Source organism: Pseudomonas sp. NBRC 111123, from assembly GCF_001320205.1.
Taxonomy (GTDB): Bacteria; Pseudomonadota; Gammaproteobacteria; order Pseudomonadales; family Pseudomonadaceae; genus Aquipseudomonas; species Aquipseudomonas putida_J.
Window position 1 is genome coordinate 25,286 of record NZ_BCAZ01000040.1, and the last position, 19,798, is coordinate 45,083.

18 protein-coding genes are annotated in these 19,798 nt (G+C 64.1%); 5 read left to right on the forward strand and 13 right to left on the reverse strand.

Features of this window, described 5'->3' with window-relative positions:
• Window positions 1-106: 106 nt before the first annotated feature.
• From APH27_RS19125 to APH27_RS19145, 5 genes are all read right to left on the reverse strand, one after another.
• Window positions 107-919 carry an OmpA family protein gene (locus tag APH27_RS19125; protein ID WP_060485639.1) on the reverse strand — a complete coding sequence of 271 codons (813 nt, stop codon included), beginning with the start codon at window positions 917-919 and terminating at the stop codon, window positions 107-109.
• Window positions 916-1,269 carry a DUF4398 domain-containing protein gene (locus APH27_RS19130; protein ID WP_027921313.1) on the reverse strand — a complete coding sequence of 118 codons (354 nt, stop codon included), beginning with the start codon at window positions 1,267-1,269 and terminating at the stop codon, window positions 916-918. The genes APH27_RS19125 and APH27_RS19130 overlap by 4 nt, the downstream gene beginning before the upstream one ends.
• A 9-nt stretch (window positions 1,270-1,278) precedes the next feature.
• Window positions 1,279-2,100, reverse strand: coding sequence for an ABC transporter substrate-binding protein (locus tag APH27_RS19135; protein WP_027921312.1), 822 nt, complete (start codon window positions 2,098-2,100; stop codon window positions 1,279-1,281).
• Between the two features lie 79 nt (window positions 2,101-2,179).
• The gene (locus tag APH27_RS19140) at window positions 2,180-3,109 is read right to left on the reverse strand and encodes an electron transfer flavoprotein subunit alpha/FixB family protein (protein WP_060485640.1); all 930 of its coding nucleotides are present in this window, start codon (window positions 3,107-3,109) and stop codon (window positions 2,180-2,182) included.
• Window positions 3,110-3,859: an electron transfer flavoprotein subunit beta/FixA family protein gene (locus APH27_RS19145; RefSeq protein ID WP_060485641.1), complete on the reverse strand. Its 750-nt coding sequence runs from the start codon at window positions 3,857-3,859 to the stop codon at window positions 3,110-3,112.
• 531 nt (window positions 3,860-4,390) lie between these two features.
• Between APH27_RS19145 and APH27_RS19150 the strand changes: the two genes are divergently transcribed.
• The gene (locus APH27_RS19150; RefSeq protein ID WP_082435203.1) at window positions 4,391-6,073 is read left to right on the forward strand and encodes an electron transfer flavoprotein-ubiquinone oxidoreductase; all 1,683 of its coding nucleotides are present in this window, start codon (window positions 4,391-4,393) and stop codon (window positions 6,071-6,073) included.
• A gap of 71 nt (window positions 6,074-6,144) precedes the next feature.
• Here APH27_RS19150 and APH27_RS19155 read toward each other — a convergent pair whose 3' ends face one another.
• From APH27_RS19155 to APH27_RS19165, 3 genes are all read right to left on the reverse strand, one after another.
• A complete protein-coding gene (locus tag APH27_RS19155) occupies window positions 6,145-7,470 on the reverse strand; it encodes an MFS transporter (RefSeq protein ID WP_060485643.1) in 1,326 nt (441 codons plus the stop codon).
• Window positions 7,471-7,540: 70 nt separating this feature from the next.
• On the reverse strand, window positions 7,541-8,020 hold the full coding sequence (locus APH27_RS19160) for a response regulator (RefSeq protein ID WP_027921307.1): 480 nt from the start codon (window positions 8,018-8,020) through the stop codon (window positions 7,541-7,543).
• A gap of 171 nt (window positions 8,021-8,191) precedes the next feature.
• On the reverse strand, window positions 8,192-8,668 hold the full coding sequence (locus APH27_RS19165) for a sigma-70 family RNA polymerase sigma factor (protein WP_027921306.1): 477 nt from the start codon (window positions 8,666-8,668) through the stop codon (window positions 8,192-8,194).
• Window positions 8,669-8,872: 204 nt separating this feature from the next.
• Here APH27_RS19165 and APH27_RS19170 point away from each other — a divergent pair, with 204 nt between their 5' ends.
• The 4 genes from APH27_RS19170 to APH27_RS19185 are packed head-to-tail and all read left to right on the forward strand — an operon-like array spanning window position 8,873 to window position 14,369.
• Window positions 8,873-10,039, forward strand: a complete 1,167-nt coding sequence (locus tag APH27_RS19170; protein ID WP_027921305.1) for an efflux RND transporter periplasmic adaptor subunit — start codon at window positions 8,873-8,875, stop codon at window positions 10,037-10,039.
• Window positions 10,040-12,004 carry a MacB family efflux pump subunit gene (locus APH27_RS19175; protein ID WP_060485644.1) on the forward strand — a complete coding sequence of 655 codons (1,965 nt, stop codon included), beginning with the start codon at window positions 10,040-10,042 and terminating at the stop codon, window positions 12,002-12,004. It begins immediately after the preceding gene.
• 3 nt (window positions 12,005-12,007) lie between these two features.
• Window positions 12,008-13,423: an efflux transporter outer membrane subunit gene (locus APH27_RS19180; RefSeq protein WP_060485645.1), complete on the forward strand. Its 1,416-nt coding sequence runs from the start codon at window positions 12,008-12,010 to the stop codon at window positions 13,421-13,423.
• A gap of 55 nt (window positions 13,424-13,478) precedes the next feature.
• Window positions 13,479-14,369, forward strand: a complete 891-nt coding sequence (locus APH27_RS19185; protein WP_060485646.1) for a siderophore-interacting protein — start codon at window positions 13,479-13,481, stop codon at window positions 14,367-14,369.
• Window positions 14,370-14,409: 40 nt separating this feature from the next.
• Here the strand turns inward: APH27_RS19185 and APH27_RS19190 are convergent, their stop codons facing one another.
• The 5 genes from APH27_RS19190 to APH27_RS19215 form a co-directional block, all read right to left on the reverse strand.
• Window positions 14,410-15,801: an aspartate aminotransferase family protein gene (locus tag APH27_RS19190; protein WP_060485647.1), complete on the reverse strand. Its 1,392-nt coding sequence runs from the start codon at window positions 15,799-15,801 to the stop codon at window positions 14,410-14,412.
• 214 nt (window positions 15,802-16,015) lie between these two features.
• Window positions 16,016-17,338: an ATP-binding protein gene (locus tag APH27_RS19195; RefSeq protein ID WP_027921300.1), complete on the reverse strand. Its 1,323-nt coding sequence runs from the start codon at window positions 17,336-17,338 to the stop codon at window positions 16,016-16,018.
• On the reverse strand, window positions 17,335-18,018 hold the full coding sequence (locus APH27_RS19200) for a response regulator transcription factor (RefSeq protein ID WP_027921299.1): 684 nt from the start codon (window positions 18,016-18,018) through the stop codon (window positions 17,335-17,337). The genes APH27_RS19195 and APH27_RS19200 overlap by 4 nt, the downstream gene beginning before the upstream one ends.
• 243 nt (window positions 18,019-18,261) lie before the next feature.
• Window positions 18,262-18,828, reverse strand: coding sequence for an NTP transferase domain-containing protein (locus APH27_RS19210; protein WP_060485649.1), 567 nt, complete (start codon window positions 18,826-18,828; stop codon window positions 18,262-18,264).
• Window positions 18,825-19,796: an XdhC family protein gene (locus APH27_RS19215; protein ID WP_060485650.1), complete on the reverse strand. Its 972-nt coding sequence runs from the start codon at window positions 19,794-19,796 to the stop codon at window positions 18,825-18,827. Before APH27_RS19215 ends, APH27_RS19210 begins: the two co-directional genes overlap by 4 nt.
• Window positions 19,797-19,798 lie beyond the last annotated feature (2 nt).

The following is a 19,798-nucleotide window of genomic DNA, read 5'->3' on the forward strand; positions in this document are numbered from 1 at the left end:
TTGCAAAGTGTACTGGGACAGATGGCAAGGCAGTCAACAATAGAGTTGTGTGACACCTGTCTAAACAATTAACCCGAGGCCGCACAGCGGCCCCGTTTCCCGATCCTCAGCGGGCCGGTGCGAGTTTGCCCTTGTCGTCCGAAAAGACGATCTCAACCCGGCGGTTCTGCGCCCTGCCCCGCTCCGAGGCATTGGCCTCGATCGGATACTGATCGCCATAACCTTCGACTTGCAGGCGCTTCTCATCGATGCCCAGGTCGACCAGCATGTCGGCCACCGACTGGGCACGATCCCGCGACAACTTGAGATTGTCTTCAGGCGCACCCGTGCTGTCGGTATAACCTTCGATCCGCACCACGCGACGCGGGTTGAGCTGAAGGAACTGCACCAGCTTGAGCACGGTGCGGCTAGCCGAGTTCTTCAGGTCGGCACTGCCGGTGTCGAACAGCACATCGCTCAACGTCATCACCAGGCCTCGGTCTGCCTGCTCGGAGGCCAGCGCCGCAATCTGGCTTTCCAGCCATTTACCCTGCTGCTGCACGCTGTCCAGCTTGGCCTCACGCAGAGCCAGTTGCAGGCGCTGGCGTTCGAGGTCGAGCTTGGCCCGACGCTCCTCGTTCAGCGCCAGCCTGGCGTGCTCGCTGGCGATCTCGCTATAGCGCTGGCTCAGGTAGGCATAATGACGTACGTCGCTGCCTGTGCCGATGTAGCTGGACAGGCGCTCGGCGCGGGACAGCGACTCACCGGCACGGATCACATCACGCGGGGCACTGCGCAGCACGTCGGCATCGTCCTTGACCTTCTGGAAGGCCGCGGTCGCGTCATCCAGCGCCGCCGAACTGCGCTGGCTGGCACAACCCTGCAGGCCGGCCGTCAGCACCAGCAGCGCCAATGCGGCTTTCGCATTGAAGCGCATCATGGCTGCACCTCCAGCTGCTTGCGCAGGCGCTTGACCCGTGACTGCAGCAACTGAAGTTGCTCTTCGCTTTTCTGGTTCAGCACCTGCGCCTCGGCCAGGCGTGCGTCCAGCTCGGCCTGCTCAGCACGCATGCGCGCATCACGGTAGTCCTCGGTCAGCATGTTGGTCTTGGCCCGAGCAAACTTGTCTTCAGCCAGTTTCAGCGCCTCGACCTGGTCGGTGGCACCAACTGCCTTGGCTTGCTCCAGCGCCTGCTCGGAAATTCGCATCTGCTCATTGGGCGCCGGGTCGCTGGCGCAGCCAGCCAGGCCGAGCATGGCCACGGCTAGGATCAGGGATTGGGTTCTCACGCACTCTTCCTAATGTTTTGGGGCATCCGCCTGCACGTGCATCTGCGCTTTCCAACGCTCGACATTACGTTGCAGCACGGCTTCGGACGCACCGGAGATCGGCAATTCTGTCAGCTTTTTTGCCAGTTGCCCACGCAACCACGCGTCATTGCAGGCTGAATTGTGCGACACGGCCAAGTACAAGCCAGGGCGGTCCACTGGCAAGCCGCGCGCGATGAGGTTGTTGCTCATGCCCAGGCTCTGGGTCATGGCCATGCCTGAATAGCGCCCGGCCAACACATAGTCGACCTGGCCCAGCACCAGCTTCTGGAAGGCCTGGGTGAGGTTTTGCGCCGGCACCAGCTTGAGCTGAGCCTTGGCGAAGGCAGTGAACGCAGGGGTCAGGCGCGCGCGCTCGGACAGGCTGCCTTGATACCTGGCCAGGTCAGCCGGGCCATCGAACTCGAGCGCGGCGTCATGGCGAGTCCAGACCAGGTATTCATTGAGCTGCAGGGGTGGATGGATGTAGTCCAGCGCAGTCAGTTGCTCCACGTGCATGGGGGTATCGAGCAGCAGGTCCATGCGCCCGCTGCGCACCTCTTCCAGCGCCTGATCACGCCGACCAGCACTGAGCACCTCGACTTTCACCCCCAGCTCGCCGAGAACCTGGCGCAGCAGGTCGACATTGGCGCCGATCAGGTGTTTCGGGTCACTTGGGTCCTGCCAGGAGTATGGCGGTGCGTCCGGGCTGCCAGTCGCCACAAGGCGCTCGCACTTGCCTGCCGCCATCACCATTGGCGACAACAGCGCCACCATGCATGCCAGCACCCTGCCCGCTTCGCGCAACACCATCCTTTACTCCTTGCCCGGCAACAAAAAAGCCCGGCCCTCAGTGCGAGGGCCGGGCTTCTTTATAAGTGAAGCAGGCGAATCAGACCAGCTTTTCCAGCTCTGGAACGGCTTCGAACAGGTCTGCGACCAGGCCGTAATCGGCTACCTGGAAAATCGGCGCTTCTTCGTCCTTGTTGATCGCGACGATCACCTTGGAATCCTTCATGCCGGCCAGGTGCTGGATCGCGCCGGAGATACCGACGGCGATGTACAGCTGAGGCGCAACGATCTTGCCGGTCTGGCCGACCTGCATATCGTTCGGTACGAAGCCTGCGTCGACCGCGGCGCGCGAGGCACCAACGGCGGCGCCGAGCTTGTCGGCCAGGCTGTACAGGTGCTTGAAATTGTCACCGTTGCCCATGCCACGGCCGCCGGAAACGACGATCTTGGCAGCGGTCAGCTCTGGGCGGTCGGACTTGGCCAGCTCTTCGCCAACGAAGGCCGAGATACCGGCGTTGTGCGCAGCAGCCACCGCTTCGACGGCAGCAGAGCCACCTTCGGCGGCCACGGCGTCGAAGCCGGTGGTACGCACGGTGATGACCTTGATGGCCGCGCTCGATTGCACGGTGGCAATGGCGTTACCGGCGTAGATCGGGCGCTTGAAGGTGTCGGCGGACTCGACCGAGATGATCTCGGAGATCTGGTCCACGTCCAGCAGCGCGGCAACGCGCGGCAGGATGTTCTTGCCGTTGGTGGTAGCCGGGGCCAGCACGTGGCTGTAGCCCTTTGCCAGCTCGACGATCAGCGGCGCGACGTTTTCCGGCAGCACGTGGGCATAGGCGGCGTTATCGGCCACCAGCACCTTGGCCACGCCGGCGATCTTGGCAGCGGATTCGGCGACGCCACCGACGTTCTGGCCAGCGACCAGCACGTGCACATCACCACCAATCTTGGCGGCAGCGGCGACAGTGTTCAGGGTGGCCGGGGCTACGGCACCTTTTTCGTATTCAGCGACAACCAGGATAGTCATTTAGATTACCTTCGCTTCGTTCTTCAGCTTCTCGACCAGTTCGGCCACCGATTTGACCTTGATGCCAGCGCTGCGAGCAGCCGGGGCTTCGACTTTCAGGGTCTTGGTGGTGGAGGCCAGGGAAACGCCCAGCGCGTCTGGCGTGACGGTTTCCAGCGGTTTTTTCTTGGCCTTCATGATGTTCGGCAGCGACGCGTAGCGTGGCTCGTTCAGGCGCAGGTCGGTGGTGACGATGGCGGGCAGGTTCAGCGATACGGTCTGCAGGCCGCCGTCGATTTCACGGGTGACGTTCAGCTTGTCGCCAGCCACTTCCACCTTGGAGGCGAAAGTGCCCTGGGCGAAGCCGGTCAGCGCAGCCAGCATCTGGCCGGTCTGGTTGTTGTCACTGTCGATGGCCTGCTTGCCGAGGATGACCAGCTGTGGCTGCTCTTTGTCGACAACGGCTTTCAGCGCCTTGGCCACGGCCAGGGAATTCAGCTCGTCAGCGGCTTCGACCAGGATGGCGCGGTCGGCACCCAGGGCCAGGGCAGTACGCAGCTGCTCCTGGGCAGTGGTCGGCCCGACGGAGACGACGACGATCTCGGTCGCGACGCCCTTTTCCTTCAGGCGTACGGCTTCTTCCACGGCGATTTCGCAGAAGGGGTTCATGGACATTTTGACGTTAGCAAGGTCGACGCCGGAGTTGTCCGCCTTGACGCGAACCTTGACGTTGTAGTCGACCACTCGTTTGACAGCTACAAGAACCTTCATGGATTCCTCGTTACTCTCCGGTGAATAGATAGTCGCCTGGGGCTGAGCCCGGCGATGCGCGTGGGTACAAGGGCACCTCTAAAAACGTACCGGGAGGGGGCGAACTTCATGGTGACCGAACAGTCTTGTCGCGACTGTTGCGGCAAATACCCACGGGTCATTTTCTGTCGTGGCGTGTAAACTCCACTACAAACCGGCCAAAAGCCGCAAAACCCTGCTCCACACCTGGTCTTTAGAGGTGTACCTGCGCCCGGCTGCAAGCCTACGGCGAACGTAAAACCGCTCGTATCTTGACCGTAACACCCAATCCGGTCAATACGGCAAATCGGTCACCCTCCAGCCGTGTTCCTGTGATTTTACTGGGCTCCGGCAAATTCAAACAAACGTTTGTATTGGACCCGCCAAGTGGTGTAGATATAATGCGCGCCAAGACAAAACGGTGTAGTCCGTACATTGCGTAGCTACAGTTTCGCGCCAGTGAAGCGCCCCGCACGCAAGCACCCATAAGACAAAGCAACAGCACGAGCCTTGATGAGTAGGAGAGAACCTGTGGAACGCGAATACATGGAATTCGACGTGGTCATCGTCGGCGCAGGCCCCGCGGGCCTGTCCGCCGCCTGCCGCCTGAAGCAGAAGGCCGCCGAAGCCGGTAGCGAGATCAGCGTCTGCGTGGTGGAAAAAGGCTCCGAAGTAGGTGCTCATATTCTTTCCGGCGCGGTCTTCGAACCCCGCGCCCTGAACGAGCTGTTCCCAGACTGGAAAGAGCTCGGCGCGCCGCTCAACACGGAAGTGAAGCGCGACGATATCTATGTGCTCAAGGACGCCGGCAGCTCGACCAAGGTCCCGGACCTGTTCGTGCCCAAGACCATGCACAACCACGGCAACTACATCATCTCCCTGGGTAACCTGTGCCGCTGGCTGGCCCAGCAGGCCGAGAACCTGGGCGTGGAAATCTACCCTGGCTTCGCGGCCCAGGAAGCGCTGTTCGATGAAAACGGCGTGGTGCGCGGCATCGTCACCGGCGACCTCGGCGTCGACCGTGAAGGCAACCCGAAGGACGGCCTGTACACCCCGGGCATGGAACTGCGCGCCAAGTACACCCTGTTCGCCGAAGGCTGCCGTGGCCATATCGGCAAGCAGCTGATCAAGCGCTTCGACCTCGACAGCGAATCCGACGTCCAGCACTACGGCATCGGCCTCAAGGAAATCTGGGAAATCGACCCGGCCAAGCACGAGCAGGGCCTGGTGGTGCACACCGCTGGCTGGCCGCTGGACGTGGTAGCCAAGGACAACACCGGCGGTTCGTTCCTCTATCACCTGGAAAACAACCAGGTGGTGGTCGGCCTGATCGTCGACCTGTCCTACGCCAACCCGTACCTGTCGCCGTTCGACGAATTCCAGCGCCTCAAGCACCACCCGGTGATGAGCCAGTATCTCGAAGGCGGCAAGCGCATCAGCTACGGTGCCCGCGCCATCTGCAAGGGCGGCCTGAACTCGCTGCCGAAGATGGTCTTCAACGGCGGCGCACTGATCGGCTGTGACCTCGGCACCTTGAACTTCTCCAAGATCAAGGGCAGCCACACCGCGATGAAGTCCGGCATGCTCGCTGCCGAAGCGGTCGCCGACGCACTGATCGCCGGCAGCGAGGGCGGTGACCAGCTCAACGGCTACGTCAGCGCCTTCAAGGCCAGCTGGCTGTACGAAGAACTGTTCGCCAGCCGCAACTTCGGCCCAGCACTGCACAAGTTCGGCCCGCTGCTCGGTGGCGCGTTCAACTATGTCGACCAGAACTGGTTCGGCGGCAAGCTGCCCTTCACCCTGCACGACACCAAGCCCGACTACGCCTGCCTCAAGCTCGCGGCAGAGTCGAAGAAGATCGATTATCCGAAACCGGACGGCAAACTCAGCTTCGACAAGCTCAGCTCGGTATTCCTCTCCAGCACCAACCACGAAGAGGAACAACCCTGCCACCTGAAGCTGACCGACCCGAACGTGCCGATCGCCAGCAACTTGCCGCTGTACGACGAGCCGGCCCAGCGCTATTGCCCGGCGGGCGTGTACGAAGTAGTCAGCCAGGATGACGGCAGCAAGCGCTTCCAGATCAACGCGCAGAACTGCGTGCACTGCAAGACTTGCGACATCAAGGACCCGGCCCAGAACATCACCTGGGTCACCCCTGAAGGCGCCGGCGGGCCGAACTACCCGAACATGTAAGGCCACTGTCCCTCGCCGCAACAAAAAGCCCCCGGTTCGAGTGAGCCGGGGGCTTTTTGTATCGGCTGCCGCTATTTTTCAGCGCACATGATCGGCATCGGCTCGGCGGCAAACGTCAACGGCTCACGGCGCCCGAAATACAAGCCGGTCATCAGCCCCACCATACCCATGATCAGACAGAAGCCGACACACACCCACGGGCTCCACGGCATCAGCGCGATCAAGGCCAGCGGCGTGGTGCTGGCCCAAAGCGCGTAAGCCACGTTGTACGTGAAGGAAATCCCCGAAACGCGGATCTCGGCCGGGAACAGCCCGACCATCACCGACGGCACCACACCGACAACGCCACAGGCTAGCCCGGCCATGGCATAGGCCAGCCAGGTCATGCCCCACTGCCCCACCAGGCTGGCGTAAAGCGCACCGATGCCCAGCGGCAGCAGCAGGCTGTAGATCATCAGTGCGCGCCAGGCACCCAGGCGGTCGACCAGCAACCCGGCCAGCACGCAGCCGATATTGAGGAAGACGATGCCCACGCTGCTCAGGGCGAAGGTATGCCCCGCCGTCATGCCAAAGCGTTGCTGCATCACGGTCGGGGTAATCACCACCAGCACCACTACCGCAGAAGTCAGCACGCAGGTCAGCAGTGCCGCCGGGATCAACGCCGAACGGTACTCGCCCAACACCCGCCGCAGCGGAAACTGCACCGGCCGCTCCTGACGCTCGCGCAGGGCCAGGAACACCGGAGTCTCGCTGAGCCAGCGGCGCAACCACACACCCATCACGCCGAACACCCCACCGAGCAGGAACGGGTAACGCCAGGCGTAATCGAGAATCTCCTGCGGCGTGAACACTTGCGCCAGCAGTGTCGCCGTCAGTGCGCCCAGCAGGTAACCAAAGGTCAGCCCCGCCTGCAGGAAGCCCAGTGCATAGCCACGACGCCCGTTTGGCGCATGCTCGGCGACGAAGGTCCAGGCGCTCGGCACTTCACCGCCCACCGCAGCACCCTGCAGGATGCGCAGCGCCAGCAGGATCAACGGTGCCGCATAGCCAATGTCTGCATAGGTCGGCATCACCCCGATCAGCAGGCACGGCAAGGCCATCATCAGGATGCTCAGGCTGAACACCCGCTTGCGCCCGAGGTGATCGGCAAAATGGGCCATCAGGATGCCGCCCAGCGGCCGCGCCAGGTAGCCGGTAACGAAGATGCCGAAGCTCTGCAACAGACGCAGCCACTCGGGCATTTCCGGCGGGAAGAACAGCTGGCTGAGGGTCAGGGCAAAGAACACGAAGATGATGAAATCATAGATTTCCAGCGCGCCGCCCAGTGCCGCCAGGCCCAAGGTCCGGTGGTCGCCGCGGCTGAACCGGGGCGGGCGAACGGTATCGATGGCAGTCATGGCAGAAGTCCGCAGATCGGCAAAAGGCTAGAGGATAACAAATGCCCGCCACCTTGCCCCACCCGAGCCACTAACGGCTGAAGACGGTATGGCCGAAATTTCTCGGTTTGCGCGCATGAACGGCGCCAGAAGCAAGCCCGGAAGGCAGGGCTATCGTGCCCACCAGCACTGGGCTGTCAATGATCGCCATGAAGCACTGCAACGCATCGTTGTCGGGCACCTGCGGCAAGCTCACGCTGACGGCCTGACGCTCGGTCTGCGGCACCACAGGCACTTTCAAGTGGTGCGAATGGTAAAGCAGGGCATGCTGGATCTGCGTACTGACCCGGCAAAAACGCGCCAGATCGACGCCAGCATGGCTGGCCAGTTCGATGTTGCCCAGCAGCAGGTTGAACGGTTGCAATGCGCACTGCACCAGGCGCTGCAACTCTTCAAAAGATTCGACCGGGGCAATCCGGTAATAACCAAGGCCATTGAGTAGTTTTTCCAGCTGCAGGCGCTGCTGCGGGTGCTCGTCGGCAATCAGGATGCGCAGGGTCTTGTTTGTCATTGTCGGACCTGGCCCGTCAGGTGAATTAGGGAAAGCTCCCTGACCAAACTGCGCCAGAAACAGGCAACCGCCAGGGCTGCACCTGGAGGGGTCAATCTAGATAGTTGTCGGGAAACCGGGAGAAATCAAGTGGCCATCACACAGAATTTTCACTTGCCCTTCACCCCACGTTCAGGACTCCCACTGACGCATGCGCACACGGCAATGCTTCATGGCATTGACGATGTGCTTTTCCACCAGGCTGCGGGAGATACCGAGGCGCTCTGCGATCTGCTGGTGTGACAGGCCATCGATCTTGCGCAACAGAAAGCAGTCCCGGCAAACCTTGCTCAGTTCATCCAGGGCCTTTTGCATCAAGGCCAGACGCTGATCGAGCTGCATGTCCTGCTGCAATTCTGCACTGAGAAAGCGCCCGTCGGCATCCAGCGCATCCAGTGATTCGGCCTGGCGAACCTGATGGCGCCGGTGCCTGTCGATCACCAGGTTGAGCGCAGTACGGTAGAGGAACGCTCGCGGATGCTCGATCTGCCCGCTGGCGGTACGCTCCAGCACCCGCAGATAGGCATCATGGGCAACGTCCTCCGCAGCCTGGCGATTGCCCAGCCGCGCACTAAGGAAGCTCACCAGTTCGCGATAGTAATGTTCCACAACAGCACCTGAAATCGTCCTTGCAACCCACGTGCGGGACTGAGTGACACCGGGCTGTGATAGTACAAATTATAACTATTCTCAGCAACACACCCTCCACCCGCTCATTCAGGCTAAATCCGCCCGGCCAGCCTTCGTTTATCTGGGACTTCGATGCGCACCACGATTGGCGGCGCGTGACCATTACCCAGGCTGGAAGTGCGCATGAGCCGTTCAACCTCACCCCGTCGCCGGTTCACCCTCGCTGCCGCGGGCCTGCTGAGCCTGGGCTGCCTGCTGGCCTGGCAAACCCTGCCCTTCGGCGCGCAACCGCTCGGTACCGTCACGGTCACACGGGCAGACATCGAAAGCAGCGTGACAGCCCTGGGCACCTTGCAGCCCAGGCGTTACGTGGATGTAGGCGCCCAGGCCTCCGGGCAGATCCGCAAACTGCACGTGGAAGCGGGCGACCCGGTGCGCCAGGGGCAACTGCTGGTCGAGATCGACCCCTCCACCCAGCAGGCACGGCTGGATGCCGGGCGCTTCTCGATCGACAACCTCAAGGCCCAGCTCGCCGAACAGCGCGCGCAATTCGAACTGGCCAGCCAGCAACTCAAGCGCCAGCGCGATCTTGCCGCCGCTGGCGCCACCCGTGATGAAGACGTACAGGCCGCTGCAGCACAGCTCAAGGTGACCCAGGCGCGTATCGACATGTTCCAGGCCCAGATTCGCCAGGCCCAGGCCAGCCTGCGCAGCGACGAGGCGGAACTGGGCTACACGCGCATCTATGCGCCGATGGACGGCACGGTGGTTGCCGTGGACGCCCGCGAGGGCCAGACCCTCAATGCCCAGCAACGCACCCCGCTGATCCTGCGCATCGCTAAACTGTCGCCCATGACCGTATGGGCGCAAGTTTCCGAAGCCGACATCGGCAAGGTCAAGCCGGGCATGACCGCCTATTTCACCACGCTGTCCAGTGGCAAGCGCCGCTGGAGCAGCACCGTGCGGCAAATTCTGCCGATCCCGCCCAAGCCACTCGAGCAGACCAGCCAGGGCGGCGGCAGCCCGGCCAACGCCGGCAGTACCGGCAACCAAGTGGTGCAGTACACCGTGCTGCTGGATGTCGACAACCCGGATGGCGCCTTGATGGCCGACATGACCACCCAGGTGTTCTTCGTTGCAGGCCAGGCCAGCCAGGTGCTGACCGTGCCACTTGCTGCGCTGGACAACAATGGCAGCCTGTTCACGGCGCGAGTGCTCGACCCGCACGGCAAGGTGGTGCAGCGCCAGGTGCGCACCGGCCTCAGTGACCGCCTGCGGGTTCAGGTGCTGGACGGGCTCAGCGAAGGTGAACAACTGCTGATGGGCGCCCCCAGCGCCAGCGGAGGCTGAATGAGCGCGCCGCTGATCGAGCTGGTCGATATCCGCAAATCCTACGGCGGCCAGGACAGCCCCAAGGTCGATGTGTTGCGCGGCATCAGCCTGAGCATCCATCCCGGGGAGTTCGTCGCCATCGTCGGGGCCTCCGGGTCGGGCAAATCTACCTTGATGAACATACTCGGCTGCCTGGATCGCCCGACTGCGGGCAGCTACCGCTTCGCCGGCAAGAACGTGGCCGATCTGGGTAACGACGAACTGGCCTGGCTGCGCCGCGAGGCGTTTGGCTTCGTATTCCAGGGCTACCACCTGATCCCGTCAGGCTCGGCCCAGGAAAACGTCGAAATGCCGGCCATTTATGCCGGCACTCCCGCCAGTGAACGGCATGCCCGCGCCGCCGCCCTGCTCGCCCGCCTGGGCCTGGCCAGCCGCAGCGCAAACCGCCCGCACCAGCTTTCGGGTGGCCAGCAACAGCGGGTGTCGATCGCCCGGGCGCTGATGAACGGTGGCCATATCATCCTTGCCGACGAACCCACCGGTGCGCTCGACAGCCACAGCGGCACCGAAGTCATGGCACTGCTCGACGAACTGGCCAGCCAAGGCCACGTGGTCATCCTGATCACCCACGACCACAAGGTGGCGGCGCGGGCACAGCGGGTAATCGAGATCCGCGACGGCCAGGTGATCAGCGACACCGCGACCGACCAGGCGCCCAACCTTCCCCACCAAGGGCTGCAGGCCGATGACCTGCGCCAGCGCCTGGACCGCGGCGCAACCCTGCGCAGCGCCTGGAAAGGCGAGCTGATCGACGCCCTGCAAGCCGCCTGGCGGGTGATGTGGGTGAACCGCTTTCGCACCGCCCTGACCCTGCTCGGGATCATCATCGGGGTAGCCTCGGTGGTGGTCATGCTGGCCGTCGGCGAAGGCAGCAAGCGCCAGGTGATGGCGCAGATGGCCGCCTTCGGATCGAACATCCTCTACCTCAACGGCAAACCCGCCACACTGGGCGAACCTGCCGGCACCATTACCCTCGACGACGTCGCCGCCATCGGCCAACTGCCGCAGGTCAGGCAGATCATGCCGGTGCTGGGCGAAAAGGTGATGGTGCGCCACGGCAACAACAGCCAGCGTTTCTACGTGGGTGGCAACAACAACCAGTTCCCGCTGATCTTCAACTGGCCGGCAGTCGAAGGGGCGTTCTTCACCGATGCCGACGACGCCAGTGGCGCAGCGGTGGCCGTGATCGGCCAGAAGGTCCGGGAGAAGATGCTCGAACCTGACCGCAACCCGCTGGGCCAGTACATCCTGATCGGCAATGTGCCGTTCCAGGTCATTGGCATCCTCGCCGGCAAAGGCGCGAGTTCCGGCGACCAGGATGCCGATGGGCGCATCGTGGTGCCCTACTCGGCAGCGGCGATCCGTCTGTTCGGCCAGCGCGACCCCGACTACGTCACCATCGCTGCTGTCGACGCCGCGCGGGTCGATGAAACCGAAGCTGCTGTCGACCGCCTGCTGCGCCAGCGCCACCACGGCCGTCACGATTTCGAACTGACCAACTCGGCCGCGCTGATCCAGGCCGAGGCCCGCACCCAGAACAGCCTGTCGCTGATGCTCGGGGCGATTGCCGCGATCTCGCTGCTGGTCGGTGGCATCGGGGTGATGAACATCATGCTCATGACCGTGCGCGAGCGCACCCGCGAAATCGGCATCCGCATGGCTACCGGTGCGCGCCAGCGCGACATTCTGCGCCAGTTCCTCAGCGAGGCGGTGATGCTGTCGATGGTCGGCGGCATGGCCGGAATCGGCCTGGCCCTGCTGATCGGCGGCACATTGATGCTGGGCAAGGTTGCCGTGGCTTTCACTCTGCCTGCCATGCTCGGTGCCTTCTCCTGCGCCGTTCTCACCGGCGTCGCGTTCGGCTTCATGCCAGCCCGCAAAGCCGCCCGACTCGACCCGGTCAAAGCCCTCACCAGCGAATAGCCCATGACCCTGCCAAGCCGCATCAGCCTGTTGTCCCTGTGCCTGGGCCTCGCCGCCTGCAGCCTGCCGTCGGCGCCACCCAGCGGCATCACGGCCCCTACAGCCTGGCAAGGCGCAGCCGCCCAGGCCACTGCCAGCTGGCCTTCAACCCAGTGGTGGCTGGCCTTCGACAGCGCCGAACTGGACCGCCTGGTCGAACGTGCCCGGAACAATGCCCACGACCTCGCCGCCGCCACGGCGCGCGTGCGCCAGGCCCAGGCACGGGCAGTGATCGCCGGCGCGCCACTGCTGCCGGAGCTCAGGTTTGAACTCGACGGCAGCCGCCAGCGCCTGCTGCATGGCGAGGGTTATGACCAGCTCGATGTCAGCAAGTACGAACCGACCAGCACGTCGTTCGGCATGCAGCTGGTCGCCCGCTACGAGATCGACTTCTGGGGTGGCCTGCGCGCTGCCCGTGCAAGCGCCCTGCACAGCCTCGACGCCAGCCGCTTCGATCGCCAGACCGTCGAATTGACCCTGGTCAGCAGCGTGGCCAACAGTTACCTGCAGGGCCTGGCCCTGGAAGAACAACTGCGCATCGCACGCCTCAACCTGCGTAACGCCCGTGATGTCCTGGCCCTGGTCGAAACTCGTCGGCGCGCAGGTTCCGCGACACGCCTGGAGCTGGCCCAGCAACGCAGCCTGGTGGCCGCCCAGCAGCGGCAAGTGCCGCTGCTCGAACAGCAGTGGCAAGACAACCGCGTGACCCTGGCCACACTGCTTGGCGACCCAGTCCAGGCCCTGCCCACCACAAGCGAAGCCCTGCAGGCTGTAAATTGGCCGCAGATTGGCAGCGGCATACCCAGCGAGCTGCTGACCCGTCGCCCAGACATCGCCGCCGCCGAATCACGCCTGGCCGCCGCCAACGCCAATGTCCTGGTGGCCAGGGCCGCCCTGCTGCCCAAAGTGACCTTGGGTGCCAACATCGGCACCGGCGCACGCACCTTCGCCGAGGTGTTCGACAGCTCCTACTACACCCTGACCTCCGGCCTGGTCGCACCGATATTCAATAATGGCCGGCTGCGAGCGGCACAGAAGTTGGCCGAAGCCGAGCAGGACGAGTTGCTGGAAAGCTACCGCAGCAGCATCCTGGCCGGCTTCGCCGACGTCGAGAAGGCCCTGAATGCCATCCACGGCGTCGAACAGCAGCGCCAATGGCAGGATCAGGAGGTCGAACAGGCGCGCCTGGCCTTCGACCTGGCCCAACGGCGCTACGCAGCCGGCGCCGAAACCCTGCTCAGCGTGCTCGAAACCCAGCGCACGCTCTATCTCGCCCAGGACCAGCAGGCCCAGTTGCGCCTGGCTCGCCTGCAGGGCAGCGTGGCGCTTTACAAAGCGTTGGGGGGTGGCTGGCAGCTCGCGAACACGGATCAGGGTTAATTCGCCACACTGGCAGCTCGTTCATAAGGAAAGCCGCTTGCAAGAGGATTTCCCCATGACCCGCTCCGCCAGCATGCTCAAGGCTTGGCAACAAGGCCTGCGCCGCCTGGTTCAGGGCCAATCGCCAGGCGCCCGCGCCTACCGCGCGTTCGAACTGGTTCTGGCTCGGCGCATCCGCCTCAGCCCATCGTTCGCTCGCTTGGTGTTCACCGGCCCGGATGTCGACTTCATGCACACCTTGGCGCCGGACCAGCGCGTAAAACTGCTGTTTCCTGCACCAGACGGTTCATTGCCAACCCTGCCCCACGACGTCCACTGGAAGACTGCGCTTAGCGCACTGCCCGCCGAACAGCGCCCGCCCATGCGCACCTACACCATCCGCGCATTGCGCCCGGGTGCGTTGGAAGTCGACGTGGACTTTGTACTTCACGGGGTCAATGGGCCGGCCTCGGCCTGGGCAACCCATGCCCAGGAGGGCGACCGGCTGCTGATGGTGGCACCGAACCTGGCCCACGCCGGCGACCCCGGCGGCTATGAGTGGAAGCCGCCACAAGGTACCCGCCATGTGCTGCTGATCGGCGACGAAACGGCATTGCCCGCCATTGCCGGTATTCTCGAAGCGCTGGCCGAGGAACAGCCCGAACTGGCCGTGGAAGCCTTCATCGAAGTCCCTCAGGAAGCTGATTGCCTGCCCCTGCGCCACAGCGCCAACACTCGCCTGCACTGGCTGCCCCGGGAGCTGCTGCGCTGCGACCATGGCCAGGCCATGCAGCACGCCATGCGCGAACTGGCCAGCCTGCCACCGGAAAGCGCGTTCTACGCCTGGGTGGCCGGGGAGTCTGCGACGGTGCTGGATATTCGCCGTTACCTGACCAAACAGCGCGGGCTGGCGCGTGAAAGCCTGATGACGATGGGGTATTGGCGCCTGGGTGAAACCTGCGACTGAGCAGGCCGAACGAAAGGGCCGCAGCGCGGCCCTCCCGGAATCAAACGGCCGCAGCCAGCGCTTCGGCAAAGCGCTGCGCCACTTCGTCCACCTGCTGTGCGCTGATGATCAGCGGCGGCAGGAAGCGCACCACGGCGCCATGGCGCCCACCCAATTCGAGAATCAGGCCACGCTTGAGGCATTCGCGCTGCACTTTCGGTGCCAGCACCCGATTGGCGGGCGGGTGGCCCAATGCATCGGGTTGCCCCTGCGGGTCGACCAGTTCCACCCCAAGCATCAAGCCACGGCCACGGATATCGCCCAGTTGTGGGTAATCCCGCTGCAGCCGCTGCAGGTGCTCGCGCAAACGCTGGCCCATGGCCTCGGCATGTTCGGCCAGGCGATGCTCGACCAGGTAATCGATTACCGCCGAACCGGCGGCCATGGCCATCTGATTACCGCGGAAGGTGCCGGCGTGGGCGCCTGGCTTCCAGGTATCCAGCCAGTCGCGGTACACCACCACCGCCAGTGGCAGGCTGCCGCCAATGGCCTTGGACAAGGTGACCACATCCGGCACGATGCCAGCATGCTCGAAGGCAAACATCCGCCCGGTGCGGGCAAAGCCGCTCTGGATCTCGTCGACGATCAGCGCCACACCGGCCTGCTCGGTGATACGCCGCACGCCTTTGAGCCACTCGATGTCGGCCGGAATTACGCCGCCCTCACCCTGCACCACTTCAAGAATCACCGCCGCCGGCAGCGGCACGCCGCTTTCCGGGTCCAGCAGCAGGTTTTCCAGGTAATGCAGGTTGGCCTTGACCCCGGCTTCGCCACCAAGGCCGAACGGGCAGCGGTAGTCATAGGGGTACGGCATGAACTGCACGCCATTGCTCAGCAGCGCACCCAGCGGCTGCTTGGGGCCGTGGCTGCCCATCAGGCTCAGCGCACCTTGGCTCATGCCATGGTAGGCGCCCTGGAAGGCCAGCACGGTACTGCGCCCGGTGGCACCGCGCACCAGCTTAAGCGCTGCCTCCACTGCATCGGTGCCGGTTGGCCCGCAAAACTGCACCTTGGCTTCGCGGCGCAGGGCTTCGGGCAGGATGCCGAACAGGTCCTGGACGAAGCGGTCCTTGACCGGCGTGGTCAGGTCCAGGGTATGCAGCGGCAGTTCGTCGGCCAATACGCGCTGGATTGCTTCGATCACCACCGGGTGGTTGTGGCCCAGGGCCAAGGTACCAGCGCCGGCCAGGCAATCGATGAATTGGCGGCCTTCAACGTCTTCTACATAGATGCCACGTGCGCGTTTGAGCGCCAGCGGGATGCGCCGGGGGTAGCTGCGGGCATTGGACTCCTGTTGCTGCTGGCGTTGCAGCAGCGCAGATTCGCTGAATTCGTACAGAGGGTGCGGCGCGCCGGCCGGCAGGACCTGGGCAAGGCTAGTAGCGGTGGACATGGGTAAATCCTCGCGAGCAAGCGAATGGGCAGTTATCGCTTGGAAAACGCTTGAGTGCGGGGAGGATTTAGCGGTTGTTGCGGGATTTTGCTGTACCTGTACCGGCCCTTTCGCGGGTAAACCCGCTCCCACAGATGTTGCATGGACTTCCAGCCCTGTGCAGTACCTGTGGGAGCGGGTTTTCCCGCGAAGAGGCCGGTGCTGGCAGTTAAGATCAGTTAGCGGAACGCGCCGGCACCTGCAGCAGCACTCGCAACCCATCATTGCGGCTGTCGAACTTGAGGCTACCGGCACATCGCTGCACGATCGCCTGAACAATCGCCAGCCCCAACCCACACCCACCGCTCTGGCCATTGCGCCAGAAACGCTCGGTCAGGTGCTGCAGGTCGTCATCGGCAATGCCCGGCCCATGGTCACGGACCATGAACCCCACCTGCCCATCGGCCATCTGCACCTCCAACTCCACCTCGGTATCACCACCGTGGCGCAGGGCGTTGTCCAGCAGGTTGCGCAAGGCCGCCACCGCAAGCGGCGCGGGCATGCCCAGGTAGATCTGCGTGGCCTCCTGCGGCAGGCGCAAGACGATGCGCCGGTTGTCACCGCCGCCAGCATCTTGTACCGCCTGGCGGGCGACCTGCTCTGCGCTGCACTGCACACCATCCTCGAACGACAGGCTGCCCTCGACCCGCGCCAGCATCAGCAGTTGCTCCAGGGTCCGGTGCATGCGGTCGGCGCCCTGCTCGGCATGTTCCAGGGCCTGTTCACGCACCGCGCCGTCGGTCATGCGCGCCACCTGCAAGTGGGTCTTGATCGCTGTCAACGGGCTGCGCAGTTCGTGGGCGGCATCGTCGGTCAGGCGCCTTTCGCGCTCGATGGTCTGGGCGATGCGCAAAAACAGCTGGTTCTGGGTGTCGAGCAAGGGTTGCAGTTCGCTGGGCAGGCCAGCCACCTGCAACGGCTCGACACTGTCGGCGCGCCTTCGGCGCAGGGCATCACGCATGCGGTTGAGCGGCTCCAGGCCTTTGCCCAGGCCGATCCACAGCAACCCGAGGCTGCCGAGCAAGGCCATCAGCACCGGTGCCGAGGCGGCCAGCAGAATCGACTGGTTCAGCGCCTCACGCTCCATGTGCCGGTCGGCGGTGGTGATGCGCACGTCACCGTGGTTGTAGGTAAAAGTACGCCACAAAGCGCCATCGATGGTCTGGTCGCGGAAGCCGCTACGCTGGTCGTCCATGGCGCCGTCATGCTTGTGGTTGCTGGCGAGGATCTCGCCGCGCAGGGAACTCACCTGGCAGGCCATGCCATCGGGCACGCTCAACTGGTCGGCGGAAAAATGCGCATCCTCGCCCTTGGCCGCCAGCGGTTGCGGCAGTTGGTCGATCAGCCCAGCGACCATGCGCGCAGAGGCCACCAGGCGCTGGTCGAGGGAGAACATCATCTGCTGGCGCAGGTCGCGCAGCATCCACGCCGCTGCCAGTGCCCAGATGATGATGAAGGCGGTGCCGAGGATCAGGCTCAGGCGTACCCGCAGGCTCATGAGGCAGCCTCTTCCGGCGCCTGCGCAGGCCCCAGCCGGTAACCCAGGCCACGCACGGTCTCGACGATGCTGTTGCCGAGCTTGCGCCGCAGGTGATGGATATGCACGTTCAGCGCGTTGCTCTCGACTTCATCGCTGAAGCCGTATACGCAGTCCTTGAGTTGCTCGCTGGACAGCACTCGGCCGGGGTTCTGCAGCAATGCCTGCAGTAACGCTTGCTCGCGCCGCGAAAGGTCGACCGGCTGGCCGGCCAGGGATGCTTCGCAGCTGCTCGGGTCATAACGCAGCGGGCCATGTTCGATCACGTTGACCGCACGCCCCGCCACCCGACGCAGCAGGGTATGCAGGCGTGCGGCCAGTTCGCGCAGGTCGAAGGGCTTGAGCAGGTAGTCATCGGCACCGGCCTGCAGGCCGTCGACGCGGTCGGTGACCGCGTCGCGCGCAGTGAGTACCAGTACGGGCAGGTCTACACCTTGCTGGCGCAGGCGGCGCAGCAGTTTAAGGCCATCTTCGTCAGGCAGGCCGAGGTCGAGGATCATCACATCGAACTGTGCCGCCTGCAGCAAGGCCCGGGCACTGGCGGCATTGGCCACGCGGTCCACGGTCAGGCCCTGGGCGGTGAGGCCGGCGCAGATGCCGCTGGCGATCAGGTCGTCGTCCTCGCAGAGCAGAACGTGCATGGTGAAGCTCCCGGAGTGATGTGGCTGGCATTGCACTATGGGGGGATTAAGGGGGGATTATGGACCTTTTTGTGGGGGTTGGGGTTCGCCGAAAGCCTTGCAGTGCCTATGAGATCAAGCGCCACGTGGGCGGCGCTCGGTCAAAAGGGAGACAAGCCATTCCAGATCCTGCTTTACCGGTTGGCGAACTGGAACCTTATGAACTCGACGGCGAGGAAAATGAGTAGAACGTGATAGTCAAACTTATTGGCGCAGTGCATCAGGCGTATCGACATCGCGCAGCACACCCGCATCCTCGACTGCCAGCCTGACGCAACTGTCCGGATGGGCTCTCACCACCGAACGCGCACCCTCATCGCCCGTCAGCCGCGCAAGCGCTGGCCAGAAATCACGCCCGAACACCACCGGATGGCCCTGCTGCCCAGCGTGACAAGGCAGGACTATCGAAGACCCACTGGCCTCACGTGCAAGCAAGCCGAGGGTCGCGGGCTCCAACCAGGGCATGTCCCCCAGCAGAATCGCCACCGCCTGCGCCTGGCTGTCGACCAGCGAAGCGGCGCCAGCCGCCAGGCTATGGCCCATCCCTAGCCTGAAATCCGCGTTGCAGATGACCCGGCACGCCGATGGCAACCCCAGTTCTTCGCCACGCTCGCCATCACGCAATACCACCCGCACGTCATCGAACACCGTGCAGGCCCGCTCGACGCTATGCACCAGCAAACTACGACCATCGGCCATCAGCGCTCGCCGCTTGTCCGCGCCAAAACGCGTACTGCTGCCGGCTGCCAACACCAGCGCCACCACACTCACAGGGCTGCCCGCCCGATGCCGTTGCGCAGGCGCAGGATATCGGCGAGCACCGCCAGGGCGATTTCGGCCGGGGTCTTGCTGCCCAGGTTGAGGCCGATCGGCGCGTGGATCCGCGCCAGCTCGTCAGAGCCCAAGCCGCCAATACGGTGCAAGCGTTCGCGACGCTTGTCGGAAGTGGCCTTCGAGCCCATCACGCCGATGTAGAACGCCTCGGTACGTACCGCTTCAAGCATGGCCAGGTCATCGATTTTCGGATCATGGGTCAATGCAACCACTGCCGTATCGGCATGGCAACCACCATGGGCGATGAACTCCGACGGCAGCTCACGGCGCACCTCGATACCCTCCAGCATCACGCCTTCGAGCACCTCCTCACGCGGGTCGCAAAGGATGACCTCGAAACCCATGCCTTTACCGAACTCGGCACAATAATGCGCAACGCTGGAGTAACCAGCCAACAGCAGGCGCTGGGCGGCGCCGACGCGCAAACGCACGCGGCCGCTTTCGCGCTCCACCCGCGGCCCCTGGCTGTGGTCGTCGCTGAGATGGCGCTCGCCTTGCGGCACACTCACTTCGCGCAGCAGCCGACGCTGGCCGCGCAACGCGCCTTCCAGCTCACGCAAGTGGGCCTGCACTTCGCAGTCGGCCGGCAGGTTTTCCACCAGTACTTCGAGCACGCCGCCGCAAGGCAGGCGAATGCTCGAACGCGTGTCGCTGCCATCGCCATAGCGCACGATGGCAATCGGTTCGGGAAACTCGCCCCGCCCTACCCGCTCGAGGAAGTCATCTTCGACGCAGCCGCCCGACAGCGAGCCCAGCCACTGGCCGCTGGCGTTGACCGCCAGCAGCGAGCCCGGCGCACGAGGCGCCGAGCCGTAGGTGGCGAGCACCGTGCACAACCACACCCGCTGGCCATCGCACGACCACTGCAGCGCCTGGCTGATCACCTGGAGATCGAGATGCTGCACGG

Coding starts and splice junctions, on each gene's coding strand:
- APH27_RS19125 (WP_060485639.1), bottom strand. CDS start 919: ATGATGCGCTTCAATGCGAAAGCCGCATTGGCGCTGCTGGTGCTGACG.
- APH27_RS19135 (WP_027921312.1), bottom strand. CDS start 2,100: ATGGTGTTGCGCGAAGCGGGCAGGGTGCTGGCATGCATGGTGGCGCTG.
- APH27_RS19140 (WP_060485640.1), bottom strand. CDS start 3,109: ATGACTATCCTGGTTGTCGCTGAATACGAAAAAGGTGCCGTAGCCCCG.
- APH27_RS19145 (WP_060485641.1), bottom strand. CDS start 3,859: ATGAAGGTTCTTGTAGCTGTCAAACGAGTGGTCGACTACAACGTCAAG.
- APH27_RS19150 (WP_082435203.1), top strand. CDS start 4,391: ATGAGTAGGAGAGAACCTGTGGAACGCGAATACATGGAATTCGACGTG.
- APH27_RS19155 (WP_060485643.1), bottom strand. CDS start 7,470: ATGACTGCCATCGATACCGTTCGCCCGCCCCGGTTCAGCCGCGGCGAC.
- APH27_RS19160 (WP_027921307.1), bottom strand. CDS start 8,020: ATGACAAACAAGACCCTGCGCATCCTGATTGCCGACGAGCACCCGCAG.
- APH27_RS19170 (WP_027921305.1), top strand. CDS start 8,873: ATGAGCCGTTCAACCTCACCCCGTCGCCGGTTCACCCTCGCTGCCGCG.
- APH27_RS19175 (WP_060485644.1), top strand. CDS start 10,040: ATGAGCGCGCCGCTGATCGAGCTGGTCGATATCCGCAAATCCTACGGC.
- APH27_RS19180 (WP_060485645.1), top strand. CDS start 12,008: ATGACCCTGCCAAGCCGCATCAGCCTGTTGTCCCTGTGCCTGGGCCTC.
- APH27_RS19185 (WP_060485646.1), top strand. CDS start 13,479: ATGACCCGCTCCGCCAGCATGCTCAAGGCTTGGCAACAAGGCCTGCGC.
- APH27_RS19190 (WP_060485647.1), bottom strand. CDS start 15,801: ATGTCCACCGCTACTAGCCTTGCCCAGGTCCTGCCGGCCGGCGCGCCG.
- APH27_RS19195 (WP_027921300.1), bottom strand. CDS start 17,338: ATGAGCCTGCGGGTACGCCTGAGCCTGATCCTCGGCACCGCCTTCATC.
- APH27_RS19200 (WP_027921299.1), bottom strand. CDS start 18,018: ATGCACGTTCTGCTCTGCGAGGACGACGACCTGATCGCCAGCGGCATC.